This is a genomic window from Bacillus sp. FSL R5-0439 (assembly GCF_038008805.1).
Taxonomy (GTDB): domain Bacteria; phylum Bacillota; class Bacilli; order Bacillales; family Bacillaceae; genus Bacillus; species Bacillus safensis.
Map to the genome: position 1 here is coordinate 766,008 of NZ_JBBOZW010000001.1, position 15,320 is coordinate 781,327.

Sequence of the window (15,320 nt, forward strand, 5' to 3'; positions counted from 1 at the left end):
ACAAAGATATGCCTGTTCCTCCAAAAGATTTATTTTTGAAAAATACTGACACTTTTGCTGTTTTTTTCTTTATAATGCAAATCAACGAAGGGAGAGGATAGCATGTCCAAACGAAAAGGCACGATTCTTTTTGCTGCTGTATGCCTCATGGCAGGCAGTTTGTCGTTGGTGAGCCCAACTTCAGCTCATGCAGAAACCCCTTATTACGGAAAGAATTATGAACAGCCGGCTTCAGTGAAAAAGCTATACCCTGAGCCTGACGAGACGTTTGATACCCCTGCCTTTCAGAAAAAAGAAGAAACATTTACGACACAAGAAGAGCTTCAAACTTTCTTACGAGACATTGTCCGCAAAAGTCCTTACGCCACGCAGAAACAGATTGGAACATCCATTGAAGGCAGGTCCATTTCGGCCCTGTACTTTACAAAGGATCGCTCGATTACTCCACTTTCAAAAAAGCCAACAATCTGGCTCCAAGCACAAATACACGGAAATGAACCAGCCTCTGGTGAATCTGCTCTCGTCATTGCAAAACGATTAGCAGGTGAAGAAGGAGAGCGTATACTTAATCATGTCAATATCATCATTGTCCCAAGAATCAATCCTGATGGTTCTTATGCGTTTGACCGCAGACTGGCAAACGGATTAGATGGAAACCGTGATCATATGACATTAGAATCTCCAGAATTGACAGCACTGCATCAAGAATTTAATCGGTATGCGCCAGAAGTGGTCATTGATGCCCATGAATACGATGTGGGTCAAAAGCAGTTTGAAGATATCGGTTCATCAGGCGCTCTCAAATATCATGATTTGCTTATTCTATCAGGGAAGAATCTAAACATTCCTGAAAACATCCGGCTGACATCAAATGAGTTATATGTTAACGGAGTTCGTGAAACGCTGACGAATAAAGGGTTTTCTAACGATTTGTATTATACAAACACAAGAGGAAAGGATGGCAAGATCGACATTTATGAAGGTGGAACGGATGCGCGAATTGGCCGAAATGCCTTTGCACTTTCGCCAGCCCTGTCATTTCTTGTAGAAAGCAGAGGGATTGGGATTGGGAGAGAGGATTTTGCCCGCCGCGTCGCTGCGCAAGTAGCCACCCATGAAAAAATCATTGAGACCACGGTGAAACATGCCAAGCAGGTGAAGCAGCAAATGGTGACGGAGCGGTTGAAGCTTGTGAAAAAAGGGCTTCATCCAAAAGATGACGATCAAGTCGTCATTCAAGATGCTTTCAAATCACCTGTTGATGACACGCTGGAAATGGTTGATATTGAGAAAGGACAGACCACCAATGTTCCTGTACGTTTTCATAGTGCGAGCGATGCTGTTCCTGTCTTAACAAGAGAACGGCCGACAGCTTACCTCATTCTTCCGGGGCATGAAGGAGTAGAAAGGAAACTCAGAACATTAGGGTTAAAAAGTGTCACATTGCCGGTTGGCATGAAGTTGCCGGTACAAGCCTACAAGGTGACAAAACGAGAGGAAAAGAGCAAATCAGATATTCAGCTTGAAACAAAACTCGTTGACAAGAAACGTCAGCTGCCAAAAGGAACAAAGGTATATGTCACGGCACAGCCGCAAACCAATTTGCTGTCACTTGCCCTTGAACCAGAATCAAAGGACAGCTATATGTCATCAGGGTTTATCGCTTCAAAAACAGGTGATGAACTGCCAGTCTATCGTTTCGTGCTTCCTCAAAATACGTTAGGCATTCAATAAAAAGGGGCTAAGATTTTATCAAATGTAAAAGCGGCACTAGGCGTGCCGCTTTTTTATTTTCGTCCAGCTCTTATTTCATCTGTCATGCCTTCATATGGTGCTTCTGCGATAATGGTTTCGTCATTCACACCTGCATGATGGATATACGTAATGTCCGCAAATTCTGGGACAACATATTTCGGATAGGTTTCGTATTTTTCACGAGATTCTTTCATGAGATCGATGTGGTCATTTTGATAGCAGACGGTGATGTCTGGACGTTCATGCACCCATTTTGGGAAGAAGATGACGCCATGCATGCGTTTTTCTTCAGGCATAAAGTTTAGAGAGACGTCTGTCCCAGTTGGTTCTGTCCAAGAGACTTTGTATACGCCTTTTGTCAGCTTTACAATATTTACTTCCTGATCACGGACCCAACGTCCTCCAACCATTCCGCTATGAATGCGGTAATCAATGGTGTGATCGTTTTTAATGTAAATCTCATATTCCCAGCCATTTTCATACGTATAAATCATATGAAGTCCAACGAATTGATCCATGTTTATTCCTTCTTTCATTAGAATGATGTTTTTTCAAACATGTTGTGATTTACATGTTTATTTTAAAGTCTATGGTATACTATTGTCAAAGAATAAGCGTTGGAGGCACATCATGAGAGTACTAAAATATGCCATTCTTGGCTTGCTGGATCAGCATGAGCTGACAGGATACGATATTACGAAACATTTTAAGGACTCCCTTGGACAGTTTTGGAGTGCAAAGCACAGTCAGATTTACCCTGAGCTGAAGCGTCTTACAGAGGAAGGGTTTATTGAATTTGATATTCACATACAAGGAAAAAAGCTGGAGAAGAAGGTCTATCAAATTACAACGGCAGGAAAAGAAGAATTGCGTCAGTGGTTAAGAACAAAAGATCCGATTCCAGAAACAACAAAGGATGAATTCATGCTCAAAACATTTTTCATCTCCTCCATGGACAAAAAAGAAGCGGCTGACCTCTTTGCATATCAACTTTTAGAGCGCACCAAGAAAGTAGATGTGCTGGAACAAAAGCTGCACGCTTTGACAGAGGAAGACCCTTCTGCTGAATCACTGCATTCAGCGCAATTTGGGCATTACTTAGTGCTGACAAGGGCAATCGAAAGAGAAAAAGGCTATGTCCGCTGGCTCCAAAAGACCCTTATACGTATTGATTCATCTATGGTCTAAGGACAATGGTCGGATGATTTGATAAAAAATGGTTTGAAACGAGTGAATTTATCAATAGAAACCGCTACAATGGATATATTCGTATTAAAGTGAGGCGAGTATGTTTGAGTAATCAAGAAGCGTTGTGGAATGAAGCAGAAGCTTTTATTTCTGTATGCTATGAAGAATTAAATAAGTCAAATGAAGAGAAAGCAGCACGTCTGCATGAAATAAAAAAAGAAATTGAGTCTGAAGGTAGTTATACGCATACACTAGAGGAATTAGCTCACGGGGCGAAAATGGCATGGCGCAACAGTAACCGCTGCATTGGCCGTTTGTTTTGGTCGACCCTGCAAGTGCATGACTGCCGGCATGTAAAGACAGAGGATGAGGTGAAAGAGGCGCTCTTTCATCATATTGAGTATGCGACAAATGGCGGGAAAATCAAACCGTCTATTACGATCTTTCCCCCAGAGAGTCACAAGCAGAAGGAAGTCGTCATTTATAATCATCAGCTCGTTCGTTATGCAGGCTATGAGACGGAATATGGCATCATCGGCGACGAGGCATCTCTTGAATTAACAAAATTATGTGAAGCCCATGGCTGGAAAGGAGAGGGCACACATTTTGATATTCTACCTCTCATGTTTCAGCTAAAAGGTCATCCGCCTGTTCTGTATGAGCTTCCGAAAGAAATCGTCCAAGAGGTAGAGATCACCCATCCTGAATATGATGGATTCCGTGATTTGGGACTAAAATGGTATGCGGTTCCGATTATTGCTGATATGAAATTAGAGATTGGCGGTATTCATTACAATGCTGCACCGTTCAACGGCTGGTATATGGGCACAGAAATTGGCGCACGCAACCTAGCGGATGAAAACCGCTATAATATGCTGAAAAAAGTCGCTTCTCTTTTAGGACTGGACACAACCAAGAATTCGTCCCTTTGGAAGGATAAAGCCATTGTCGAATTGAATGTGGCAGTTCTCCATTCTTATCGCGAAGCAGGGGTAACCATTGTCGATCACCATACAGCAGCACATCAATTCAAGCAGTTTGAAAAGCAGGAAGAAAAGGCTGACCGCAAGCTGACTGGGGACTGGACATGGCTGATTCCGCCAGTATCACCAGCTGCTACCCACATATTCCACAAGCATTACGACAATACCATTGTGAAACCAAACTATTTTTATCAGGACAAGCCCTATCACGGGACAGAAAAAGCCTAGCGATAGTTATATGTATGTTCTCTAATATGATGTTGAACATTTAAATTGATTAAAAAACAAGGGATAGATATCTATCCCTTGTTTTTTATTTATGATGACCACAAAAGATCTCTTCCTTACTACAACAAGGGGCGAAAATTTGCGCTCTCGCATTCCACTTCTGTATGACTTTCTCACCCTGGGGTTGTTTATCCTTTTGCATTCCCTGCCAAGTTTGATCCCATGAGGACCATTCCTTGATATTAACAATTGTTATAACATTCAACTCCTATTTTTATTTTTTGTTTTAATTGCTTTTACTCGGTTCATCCAATTGCTCAGAATTTCTGAATCGCAGACTTATAAATACTAAGATCAATGCAATGACCGTTAGGAAAACCCCCAGCAATCGGAATCCTGTAAAGTTGAACGCACCTCCCATAATGATACCTGTCAACAGTGAAGATAAAATTGTTCCCAAGTATCTCGATGTATGAAATAGGCCAGATGCTACACCGGCAATTTCTTTTGGAGAGCTTTTAAACAAAGCTGCCTGCATACCAACAGCGTTTAGCCCATTGCTAAAACCGAATGCGGCTAACGCCAGACACACACTGATGACTGGTGAACTTTGCGTCCATGTCACGATCCACACTGCCCCTACCACCATCAGTAATGAGGATACAATCAATACAGGTCTGGGTCCTGATTTATCGACCCATTTCCCTGCTATTGGCGAAGCTACAATCGAGCTCAAGCCCAAGGTTAACATAAGAATCCCTGTCTGGAATTCACTGACAAGACGTACCATTTGCAGGTATGATGGAATCCCAAAAAAGAGTGAATAATAAAGTAAGTTAACTAGCAAGTATTGTATATTGATCCAAGTCATCTCTGGATATTTGGCGAAGGTGCGTAAAGGAATAAATGGCGACACTGTTTTTAGCTCATGTCGTACGAATATTCCCACCGCAACGAGACCGATTAGCACAATAACGATATTCCACATAGAGAAATGCCCAGATGATTTCGCTGCCAGCAAGCCAACTAGAAGGGCAATCAGACCCACGGCAAAGAGCAGAATTCCTGGCACATCAATCACACCCAGTAATTTTCGAAACGACATGTCACGTGAAACCGTTGCGGCTGGTCCATCGTTAGGAATCATTTTCCAAGCTAATATAAAGCTCGCCACTACAAACGGGGTATTGACGATGAAGATCGCTGGCCAGTCCCACCATTGAATAAGTATTCCTCCGGCAAAGGGTCCTATAGCTGCTGCACCGGATAGGAAAATTGATAAACCTGCTAAAGCATCTGATTGCTTTTCAGTAATATGAATGCGTATTATAGCTGTTCCAACTGCAATCAGCATACTAGTTCCGATTGATTGTACGATTCTGAACACAATTAGCCATCCGAAATTTGGAGAAAATGGAGCCAGAATAGAAGAAACTAAAGATACAACAAGACCAGCCAGAAATATCTTCCTCCGACCGAATAAATCACTAGCCTTCCCCATGACAGGTTGGGCGATAGCACTAGCGATATAAAATGAAAACACAATCCAGGAAACAGCAGTAAAATCAATGCTATACACATGTTGCAACCTAGCAATGGCAACAGAAATCATTGATGAATTTAAAGGGTTTAATAATATTCCTAGTCCAACGGATATCATTAACCATCTGCTACGAGAATTCATTTTTTTCTCCCCCTTTAAATTTGTTACATTGATATCTTACTTGGAATTTTACATTCATTCCAACGCATTTAAAGTTATGATATCATTGACCAAAAGGAATGATTGGAGAGAAAATGAAATGGAACTCCTTCAACTACAATATTTTCTAGAGGTAGCTCGATTAGAGCATGTAACCGAAGCTGCACGAAGCCTCCACGTTACGCAATCGTCGCTAAGCAAAACGATTCAGCGTCTGGAAGAAGATTTAGGGGTACCTTTATTTGATCGCACAGGCAGGAAACTGCGATTAAATGAATTTGGCAACAAATTCATTCGTCGCGCGGAAAGGGCTTTGTTTGAGTTGGAACAGGGAAAACAAGAGATTAGCGATTTGTCTAGAGCAGAATCTGGCACACTAAAGCTTGCGGTAACCACAGCAAGCACTTTGCCTCAGATTATGCGAGAGTTTCGTAAAAAACGCCCTAATATCCAATTTCATGTGCAAATGCTGACCACACTCGAAATGGTCACGCTTTTACATCGAGGCGAAGTCGATTTTTGCTTGTCGTCCTCTCCTTTTCAAGGGGAAGACATCGAATGTCAAGTAGTCTTTGTTGATCCCATTCTTGTAGCAGTTCCTAATGGGCATCGACTGGCAGACCGAGGTAGCGTATGTTTAACAGAACTTAAGGATGAATGCTTTGTCGGTGTGAAAAGAGGATACGGCACTCGTGATTTAGTAGACTCTGTATGCAAATCGGCTGGAATTGACCTTAAATATGTGTATGAGGGCGATGAACCTACACGTTTGATCAGTCTTGTAGAAGCTGAAATTGGACTTGCCTTCATACCAAGCACAGCAAAAATATCATGGGGAAAGATTAAATATTTGCAAGTTGAGAATCATGAACTTGTACGTGATATCGCTTTATTATGGCATACAAGCCGATACATGACGCAAGCTTCATTGGAATTCCGCAAGGTAGTTCTAGACTATTTTGAGGCAATATCGAACCAGTCCAATTAATCTTATGCATGACTTGTACCGATTCGATGTTATACGAGGTCTAAGTCCCAACCAGCCTCAAACATATCTCTACAAGTAGGTGGTAAACTGTTTACTTGACGGAAATCAATGTCCTACGCCCCCGTACGTTCTACCCTGGCTACTGATAGATTAAATCTAAATAAAAAAAGTTCAACCAGAAAGTTCTGGCTGAACTATATAATACGAACGCTCTGTCTAACTATCATGAATAGGAATAATGTTTACAAATAGCTAGTTTTTTATGACCGTATTCGAAAAAACTTATAATGAGCCAGCTCGGTGAGCGGTTCCATGTGCATGCCGGTGACTTTTGAAAAAGGACTTCCTTTCCGGACAGTTTCTAAGAAATCAATCACTTTCTGATGCTCACCTTCTACCTTTAACTCGACATGACCTTCATCTGTGTTGCGTACCCAGCCTTTCATTCCACGATTGACGGCTTCTCCCTGAACAAAATAACGAAAGCCGACTCCTTGCACACGTCCTTTTACAATGGCGTGATAATGAACCATGGTCATCTCTCCTTTTTTCACATCGTACCATAGCTTGCATCTGATCTTCACGCCTCGACTTTGATTTGTTTGTCAAACGATGTAAAATAAAAGCCAGTAGACAACCAAAGGAGATGGCCATCGTGGGACAGAAGAGATATGCCATAGAAGGAATCCAGGTGGGACAACCTATCATTACCTATGCGAACGGAAAAGAAATCAAAACAGCCATCAACAAAAAGCGCATTCATGAGCCTGTGTATTTAAGTCAGATCAATTTTGAGGGAGATGGCCAAGGTGATTTGATTCATCATGGGGGTTATGATAAAGCCGTCTGCGTCTTTCCGTACGATCATTATGCTTACTTTGAGCAATTTTTAGGGATTCCTTTACAGGAAGCTGCCTTTGGCGAGAATGTAACAGTACGCAAGCTAGTCGAGACGAATGTGCATATTGGCGATGTGTTTCAGCTTGGAGATGCATTTGTTGAGGTGAGCCAGCCAAGACAGCCTTGTGTGAAATTATCTGTTAAGCATGGCAACATGAAGCTCGTAAAGGAAGTGCAAAAAACAGGGTATACAGGCTTTTATTTACGTGTACTGAAAGAAGGCATGGTGCCGCCTGATGCATCGCTTGTACTCGTAGAAAAAGCGTCCCATCACATTACGGTCCATGAGGTCAATGAAGTCAAATATCGTCAAACAAGTCCAGAGAGACTGAAAGCCGTTCTTGAAGTAGAAGCTTTAGCAGATGTGGTGAGGAAGTCTTTAGAAAAACGAATTCAGCACATTTAAAAAAAGCCGTACATCAGCTTAAGATGTACGGCTTTTCAGCGTTTATGAGCTGCGTTTCTTTTGCTCAAGAAGATTTGCAAGGAAATATGTTTTTAAGCTTTGAAGCTTTCTTCCTTCATGCTTAGTCACACCAAGCTTCTTTAATTCTTCGACATACCAGCCTTTGCTACCATAATGCATGATAGAAAACTCCTTTCAATTGAAACTGCCTGCATTGTAACATCTCAAAAAAGGACGTGAAAAGTGTGCAGGTGTCAAGAAATGAAAACTGATTCTATCTGCCTATGATCCATGTATATGCTGGAAATATTGATTTATGAATTTGGCGGGTTGAGGGTAACGAGGATCATGCCGACCGTCATAATCATGATGATAACACCAAGATAGGTCATCATGGATTGTTTTTTCTTAATCCCTACAACCGTTAAAATAATACTTTCGATGAAAAAGATAACACCTATGATGATGAACCACATATCAAATAAGACCCCTTTCGCATATCTTTGCCTATTTTACCACAGGCATTTTTGTTTAGTCGTGACAGATTCGTGAAACGGGCATGAAAAAATCCCCTCCAGTAAAGGAAGGGACCCGCTGGCTTACAGCTTTGTTAAAATAATCGGTTCGTCTTTAGTGATCACAATGGTATGTTCAATCTGTGCGACTAGACTTTTATCTGGTGTTTTAAATGTCCAGCCATCATCAGCCTGATAAATCGATTCAGCATTTGTTGAAATGAAGGGCTCGAAGGCAATAACTGTGCCATTTTTAAACAAAGCATTATCGAATGGATCATAGTAGTTCAAAATATGGTTAGGTGCTTCATGCAGGTTCTTCCCAATGCCGTGTCCTGTCAGGTTTTTAATAACGGTAAATCCTTGTTCTTTCGCTGTATTGTAGACCGCACGGCCAATTTGGTTTTGTCTTTTACCGGCTTTTGCATGTTTTAATCCTTCTAGGAACGCATCCTCCGCACACTTACATAATGCTTCAAGACGAGCATCACCTGTACCTAAAACAAATGAAATGCCTGTATCGGAATAATATCCGTCAAGCTCTGCTGAGATATCAATGTTTACGAGGTCACCCTCTTGTAAAATGGTTTTTTCACTAGGGATACCGTGTGCCACTTCATCGTTTACACTGATACAAGTGGTACCAGGGAAGTCATATTCCTTTTCAGGTGCTGAATTGGCCCCATGCTCTTCTAATATTTTTTTCCCAATCAAATCTAATTCTTTTGTAGACATGCCTGGTTTCGCTTGGCTTTTCATTTCTTCTCTTGCCAAAGCGACAATTCGGCCGACTTTTTTTAAGGCTTCTAACTCATGATCATGTTTGACAATCACTGTTCATTCCCGCTTTCTATAACTTCATTCTATTCAATAGCTTACCACATTTTACGCAAAAAGAGTAAAGAGCGGAATTCAAATGGATGTGGACAAATTGGTATAGATAACTAGACGTGCATATGATATATTTTTTATGAACATCATGAACGTTTTAGTCATGATGATGACAAAGGGGGGAGAAGTCAGATGGTGTTTCAGTTTTTTCAAAAGCTAGGAAAATCATTTATGCTTCCAATCGCTGTACTTCCAGCAGCAGGGATTATTTTGGCCATTGGGCGTGAGGATGTATTCAATATCCCGTTTATTTATGAGGCAGGGAATGCAATTTTTGCGAACTTGGCTTTAATTTTTGCAATGGGTGTAGCGATTGGTATTTCAAAGGATGGGAATGGGGCAGCGGCATTATCAGGTGCGATTTCTTATTTTATTTTGTCAGCCGGTACAACATCGATCAACTCCACCAACAATATGGGGGTATTGGGCGGTATTTTGTGCGGGCTTTTGGCAGGTTATGTTTACAATAAATTTAAGGATACGAAACTGCCGGAATACTTAGGTTTCTTTAGCGGAAGGCGGCTTGTGCCTATTATGACGGCACTTTTCACCATTCTATTAGCAGCCGTTTTCGGATATGTATGGCCTCCGATTCAAAGTGTGATCAATGATTTAGGGGAATGGATTTTAAGTCTCGGTGCAACAGGTGCAGGGCTGTTTGGTTTCTTTAACCGATTGCTCATTCCATTAGGACTTCACCATGTTTTGAATAACTTATTTTGGTTTCAATTCGGGGAATTCAGCGGGGCAACAGGGGATTTAGCGCGATTCTTTAAAGGAGATCCAAGCGCGGGTGTCTTTATGACAGGATTCTTCCCAGTGATGATGTTTGGTCTGCCAGCGGCATGTCTAGCCATGGTTGTGACTGCAAAACCTGAGAAGCGAAAAGCAACAGCTGGTCTGATGATTGGGATGGCACTTACATCATTTATTACAGGGATCACTGAACCAATTGAATTTTCTTTCATGTTTTTATCTCCACTTTTATATGGTGTCCATGCTATTTTAACAGGGCTTTCGCTTTTTATTGTGAACACCCTCGGGATTCATAGCGGCTTTGCCTTTTCAGCAGGTGCGATTGATTACGTCTTAAGCTTCGGCATTGCGCAAAAGCCGATCTTGCTTCTTGCAGTAGGAATCATTTATGGCGTCGTGTACTTTGTCGTTTTCTATTTCCTCATTAAACTATTAAAGCTGAAAACACCAGGCAGGGAAGATGATGACATGGAAGATATCGCAGCGGATGATGCGGTGACGGCAAGAGGAGCAAGTATGCTCGTAGAGGGACTCGGCGGCAAGGACAACATCACCACGATTGATCATTGTGCCACACGTCTTCGCTTAACAGTAGAGGATACAAATTTATTAAATGAAGGTACATTGAAAAAAGCAGGCGCCAAAGGGGTGCTGACTTCTGGAAAAACATCCGTACAAATTATCATTGGAACGAATGTAGAATTTGTCGCAGATGATCTCCGTAAGGAAGTCGATCGAGATTAAAAAAAGCGTTCAGCCAGGTCAAACGGGCTGAACGTTTTTTTGTTTACGCTGTTCGATCACTAGCACAATACTGATCACGACGAGTAAGAACCATGAACTAATTTTCCCTAGATGAACAATGGACCAAGCATGCTGCTGATTTGGATATTGCCATGCGCCTAAAAAGGTGGTGACATTTTCGGCAATCCAAATGAAAAAGCCAATCAGGAAAAATGAAACAACAAGCGGCATTCGAAAGGAAGATGGACCAACCTGAAACGAAACCGACGTTTTCCAAAACACAACAACAAGCAGACATGTCAGCCACCACCTGACATCATAAAGCCAGTGATGCGTAAAGAAATTGAGATAAATGCACAAACTGATACCAATTGAAAGAAATGGATGAGGCCAGTCGGTCACTTTTACATGAAGTCGTGAAAATGCCTGATAAATATAACTAGCCACACTTGCATACATAAAGCCGCTATAAAGTGGAACCCCGAATATTTTTGTATAAGCTTCTTCTGGGTAGGACCAAGAGCCCATATGTACTTTATACACTTCCAAACAGATTCCTATGAGATGAAATAGACAAATGACCTTTAGCTCCGTCCAAGTCTCCAGCCGCAGCGCAAGCATTAGGATTTGAGCTGCGAGGCAAAGCAGTAGAATGAAATCATACCGGTGAAGAAAAGGAATAGACACCGTCTTTGATAGGGCAAGCGCCGCAAAGATCATGACGGGGAATAGACATGAGATGGCCTGTAAATAAGCAAAATGAAATAGTGTTTTCATACAAAATTAAACCCCTTTTTACTGTCTGAAATGACTTAGACGGTTTTCGCAAGGGAAAAGTTTACCTCTATGAAGCAGAAAGAACAAGATAAGATGAATTCTGGTGGTGACCTGTTCAGTTTTGACTCAGCTCAAAGAACACCCTCTTAATAGAGGGTGTTTTTATAAAGTTTAATCAAAAATACCTCATAAACCCTTATTTTACGATAAATTAGAAGAATCCATTTTGAAAAAAGTATGATCAAAATGGATTCTTCTCTAGCATATTTAAGTTTTGGTTTTATAAAAAAGTTTGATCATTTTTTATCAGGAATTTAATTAAATTTATAGTAATCAACCATTATGGCAACTTTCAAAGCATGATCAATCTCATTTACTCTTAATTGTAAATGGATTGTGCTTCTTCTTCCTAAACTGTGATGTTTCTTTTGCTTCCTGTTTTATGCAGGAACAGTTTTTTTCCTTAAGAAACGTCTTTCTACCAAATATACGACGAACATAGACAACAAGCCGACACCGATCGGTATGCCGAACGCTTCGTACGAAAATGATGATCCTTTAAGCTTAAGCTGGCTTGTGGCGCGGTACTCGAGCCGCTTGGCGGCGAATTTCGCCGTCAAGATATCTTCTTGCTTCGCCAAATCTTCAAACGCAGGTTCCATCGCGAACCGCTCTGGCGAATCACTGTGCAGGAAAAGCTGCTCAGCCTTTCCACCGTTCACGTTCCAGTTTCGGATATCATCTGCAGCGCGCGTCTTCACGTCCGGTCCCACAAAAATCATTTTGTCGAGTTTTGGAGCATCCTCTATTTGATATCGGGCGATCAGGTTCAGACCGTGCCGAGTAACAACCGGCTCGCGTTTGTTGGATATCGTCAATGTTGTTGTTGTTCCAGAAGCCCCGTACGTGTCAAAAGCCGAGGATAACATAAGCTCGTCGGCACCGTCATACAGCAGGACTCCGTTCTTTTCCTTGCTCCATTGAAACGCATTGTTCAAAATATAGACGATATCGCTCAATCCGGCCGTGAAAGGCTCCATTTGCGGATGCTGAACAAAATCGTAGGAAGGGTAATTCATTTCCTTCGCCACTTTCTCCGCTACAGGATCTCCCATTTGCTGGGATATAACATACAGTGTGGCATCAATCCCCGAAGTCAGGCCGGCGGAGGAGACTATGTTACCGTCATGCACGTAACGCTGATCCCTTTTCCAAGTAATCTCGGTATATTTCTTTTCCAATCTGCCGATATCTCCCCAATGTGTTGCTGCAGATTTCCTGTTCAGCAGGCCGGTATCCGCCAAATTTTCCGCCCCATTGCAGATGGACAACAATATCGTTTCCTTGCCGGAGTGCTTCCTTATCCAATCGCGGACGGGCTTGTATTGCGCTTCATCCAAAATCGGCATGAAAGGGATCACAATTATATCCGGGCTTTTGCCTGTCAATTTGTCCAACTCGTCGAAAGAGTAATGCGGTACGACATCAAGCCCGCCCGTCAACGATTTTATGTTTTTGTTGGGAGCTGCCGCAAATACATTGTACGAACCCGTCATGGAGAACATTTCGTATGGTACGAGAAAATCAAACACCTCGGTTACTTCATTCGCCAAAATAACGACCACTGCTGGCTTTTTCGAATCATAGGTAGGAGTTTGGATGCTTTGTAGAGAAGCAGGAACTGGCTTATCATAAACCGACATAGCCTCCTGCATCGTGCTCATGAAACCGATCGCTCCGGTTCCTCCAACAACCAGAACGAAAACGCATACATACACGATGAAACGCCATAATTTATTCAATTGTCTTCTCTCCCTTAATGTTCTCTAGTTAATTGTGACGTGTTACTTACTTTGATAATAAAGGGAGGAGGAAATTGATTAAACCCGCTCGAGGCTTATATTTTCTCTGACTAAGGTCTTAGTAAAGGACTTTTTTCTCGAACAGCAGACGAAAGCTTATTTTAAAATATTAACTGACCGGACAGGTTGTTAGAGTATTACTTCTGGTTCTTTAAAGGTACACATCACTACTAACCAATACCTCATCCCTATCGTACTTTGACACAGCAGTTGAGTTGTTTGAAAACCATGAAACGCGTCACACTCCAAAAGTTTATTTCTACAAGCTGCACACACTTTTGAGATTTGCATAAATTAGATATTCATGAACAATTTGTGAATATATATGTGAAAAAGATCACAAATAAGATATAACATAGTATAATAAGATCATAAAGAAAATGTGAAATATTTCACATAATTTAAAAGGAGGCATCATCATGTTTACAAAATTCTTACAAACGAATGTATGGGCAGCCGTTATCCTTTTGGCAGCAAGACTTTATATCGGATGGACTTGGCTGACATCTGGTATTGGAAAACTAACAGGTGGATTTGATGCATCAGGCTATTTGCAATTTGCGATATCTGAACCTGTCGTCAAAGATGGTCATCTTGTGTATCCATTCTATGTATGGTTTTTAGAAAATGTCGCTTTGCCGAATGCCGGATTATTTAGTGCCATGGTCATGTGGGGTGAAATCTTAGTAGGCCTAGGATTAATTGTCGGATTATTCACAACAACGGCAGCCTTTTTTGGAAGCGTGATGAATGTCTCTTTCTTACTAGCTGGAACCGTCTCTGTGAACCCGCTGCTTCTTCTGATCGCAGTCTTCATCATGGCAGCGAAAGGAAATGCCGGAAAACTTGGTCTTGATTATGTAGCAGGTCCAGTCCTCAAACGAAAACTGAAAAGAAAGCCGCAATTAGAAGTGGCATCATAATAAAGAAAAGCATCCAGAGCATGTGCTCAGGATGCTTTTTTATTTAAGAATTGGCTTTTATCAAGTTGATATGCAGCACGGTGAGTTCATGCTGGCTAATATCTGGATCATGGCCTACAATAAATTCGAGTTCATAATCACTGGTTCGATACACATATTTTTTCTCTTTTGTTTGCGGGATGGTGCTCACTGAATCCGCTGATCCGAGCTGTTTCTTTAGTAGTGCAGGGGTCATTCCACCAATATTCGTTTCTTTTTCTACATTCGTTCCGAAATAACGGATTTCATCAATCTTGCCTTTTGCATCATAGTGAAAAGCAAATCCTGGATTCCCCATTTCAGCGTGATAGAGATCAAAGCTGCTTTGTCCTGTTTCTGGGTATGGATTTCCGAGCTTATGATGAACGTCTTTTTTTGTTTGAACGCCTATTTTGAGCCCTTTTGCATAGTAAGGCATCTGCCCTTTATGTGCCAGCTCATAAATGCTGTTAAGTGCGGCTTTTGGACCTTGAGGAACGGATTGTTCTGCTGCTGGTTTGGTCATGGCGTGTGCTGAGACCGCAGGGCTGAAACCGAATAAAGCGGACGAAGCAAGCGAGGCAGTCACGACAAAAGCTGCTGTTTTCTTCATGATAAATCCCTCCTTCTTCTCCTATACCCGGTGCAATCATGATCAAACGTAAAAAGAACCAGCTGATCAAG

The 15,320-nt window shown here is 41.7% G+C and carries 16 protein-coding genes; 7 read left to right on the top strand and 9 right to left on the bottom strand.

The annotated features are described in order from the left end of the window. Window positions 1-102 precede the first annotated feature (102 nt). Window positions 103-1,734, top strand: a complete 1,632-nt coding sequence (locus tag NST59_RS03750) for a M14 family metallopeptidase (protein ID WP_144490802.1) — start codon at window positions 103-105, stop codon at window positions 1,732-1,734. A 53-nt stretch (window positions 1,735-1,787) separates the two neighbouring features. Here NST59_RS03750 and NST59_RS03755 read toward each other — a convergent pair whose 3' ends face one another. Then, complete coding sequence (locus NST59_RS03755; protein WP_144490803.1) at window positions 1,788-2,273, bottom strand: phenolic acid decarboxylase; 486 nt, start codon at window positions 2,271-2,273, stop codon at window positions 1,788-1,790. A 112-nt stretch (window positions 2,274-2,385) separates the two neighbouring features. On the opposite strand from NST59_RS03755, the gene NST59_RS03760 reads away from it, so the two are divergent. Both NST59_RS03760 and NST59_RS03765 read left to right on the top strand, forming a co-directional pair. Next, a complete protein-coding gene (locus NST59_RS03760) occupies window positions 2,386-2,943 on the top strand; it encodes a PadR family transcriptional regulator (protein ID WP_107164104.1) in 558 nt (185 codons plus the stop codon). Between the two features lie 104 nt (window positions 2,944-3,047). Continuing rightward, the gene (locus NST59_RS03765; protein ID WP_058837493.1) at window positions 3,048-4,154 is read left to right on the top strand and encodes a nitric oxide synthase oxygenase; all 1,107 of its coding nucleotides are present in this window, start codon (window positions 3,048-3,050) and stop codon (window positions 4,152-4,154) included. Window positions 4,155-4,440: 286 nt separating this feature from the next. On the opposite strand, the gene NST59_RS03770 is transcribed toward NST59_RS03765, so the two are convergent. After that, a complete protein-coding gene (locus NST59_RS03770) occupies window positions 4,441-5,838 on the bottom strand; it encodes an MFS transporter (protein WP_144490804.1) in 1,398 nt (465 codons plus the stop codon). A 118-nt stretch (window positions 5,839-5,956) separates the two neighbouring features. Between NST59_RS03770 and NST59_RS03775 the strand changes: the two genes are divergently transcribed. Beyond that, the gene (locus NST59_RS03775; RefSeq protein WP_126681357.1) at window positions 5,957-6,844 is read left to right on the top strand and encodes a LysR family transcriptional regulator; all 888 of its coding nucleotides are present in this window, start codon (window positions 5,957-5,959) and stop codon (window positions 6,842-6,844) included. A 260-nt stretch (window positions 6,845-7,104) separates the two neighbouring features. On the opposite strand, the gene NST59_RS03780 is transcribed toward NST59_RS03775, so the two are convergent. Beyond that, window positions 7,105-7,377, bottom strand: coding sequence for an acylphosphatase (locus NST59_RS03780; protein ID WP_126681356.1), 273 nt, complete (start codon window positions 7,375-7,377; stop codon window positions 7,105-7,107). A gap of 122 nt (window positions 7,378-7,499) precedes the next feature. Here NST59_RS03780 and NST59_RS03785 point away from each other — a divergent pair, with 122 nt between their 5' ends. Beyond that, complete coding sequence (locus NST59_RS03785; RefSeq protein ID WP_058837489.1) at window positions 7,500-8,150, top strand: MOSC domain-containing protein; 651 nt, start codon at window positions 7,500-7,502, stop codon at window positions 8,148-8,150. A 42-nt stretch (window positions 8,151-8,192) separates the two neighbouring features. Here the strand turns inward: NST59_RS03785 and NST59_RS03790 are convergent, their stop codons facing one another. The 3 genes from NST59_RS03790 to map all read right to left on the bottom strand — a co-directional run bounded on the left by NST59_RS03790 (window position 8,193) and on the right by map (window position 9,499). Then, window positions 8,193-8,330 (bottom strand): YflJ family protein, encoded by a 138-nt coding sequence (locus NST59_RS03790; protein ID WP_064497716.1) that lies wholly within the window; start codon window positions 8,328-8,330, stop codon window positions 8,193-8,195. 134 nt (window positions 8,331-8,464) lie between these two features. Further along, a complete protein-coding gene (locus NST59_RS03795; RefSeq protein WP_087976421.1) occupies window positions 8,465-8,626 on the bottom strand; it encodes a hypothetical protein in 162 nt (53 codons plus the stop codon). A gap of 123 nt (window positions 8,627-8,749) precedes the next feature. After that, window positions 8,750-9,499, bottom strand: coding sequence for a type I methionyl aminopeptidase (gene map / locus NST59_RS03800; protein ID WP_024424611.1), 750 nt, complete (start codon window positions 9,497-9,499; stop codon window positions 8,750-8,752). A 189-nt stretch (window positions 9,500-9,688) separates the two neighbouring features. On the opposite strand from map, the gene nagE reads away from it, so the two are divergent. After that, entirely contained in the window at window positions 9,689-11,056 is a 1,368-nt protein-coding gene (gene nagE / locus NST59_RS03805; protein WP_144490805.1) for an N-acetylglucosamine-specific PTS transporter subunit IIBC, read from the top strand. Between the two features lie 18 nt (window positions 11,057-11,074). Here the strand turns inward: nagE and NST59_RS03810 are convergent, their stop codons facing one another. After that, window positions 11,075-11,833, bottom strand: coding sequence for a DUF817 domain-containing protein (locus tag NST59_RS03810; RefSeq protein ID WP_058837487.1), 759 nt, complete (start codon window positions 11,831-11,833; stop codon window positions 11,075-11,077). Window positions 11,834-12,273: 440 nt separating this feature from the next. Continuing rightward, window positions 12,274-13,635 (bottom strand): DJ-1/PfpI family protein, encoded by a 1,362-nt coding sequence (locus NST59_RS03815; RefSeq protein ID WP_341040162.1) that lies wholly within the window; start codon window positions 13,633-13,635, stop codon window positions 12,274-12,276. 479 nt (window positions 13,636-14,114) lie between these two features. On the opposite strand from NST59_RS03815, the gene NST59_RS03820 reads away from it, so the two are divergent. After that, entirely contained in the window at window positions 14,115-14,618 is a 504-nt protein-coding gene (locus tag NST59_RS03820; RefSeq protein ID WP_024426621.1) for a DoxX family protein, read from the top strand. A gap of 43 nt (window positions 14,619-14,661) precedes the next feature. Here the strand turns inward: NST59_RS03820 and NST59_RS03825 are convergent, their stop codons facing one another. Beyond that, the gene (locus NST59_RS03825) at window positions 14,662-15,249 is read right to left on the bottom strand and encodes a YjgB family protein (protein ID WP_144490807.1); all 588 of its coding nucleotides are present in this window, start codon (window positions 15,247-15,249) and stop codon (window positions 14,662-14,664) included. Between the last annotated feature and the right edge of the window lie 71 nt (window positions 15,250-15,320).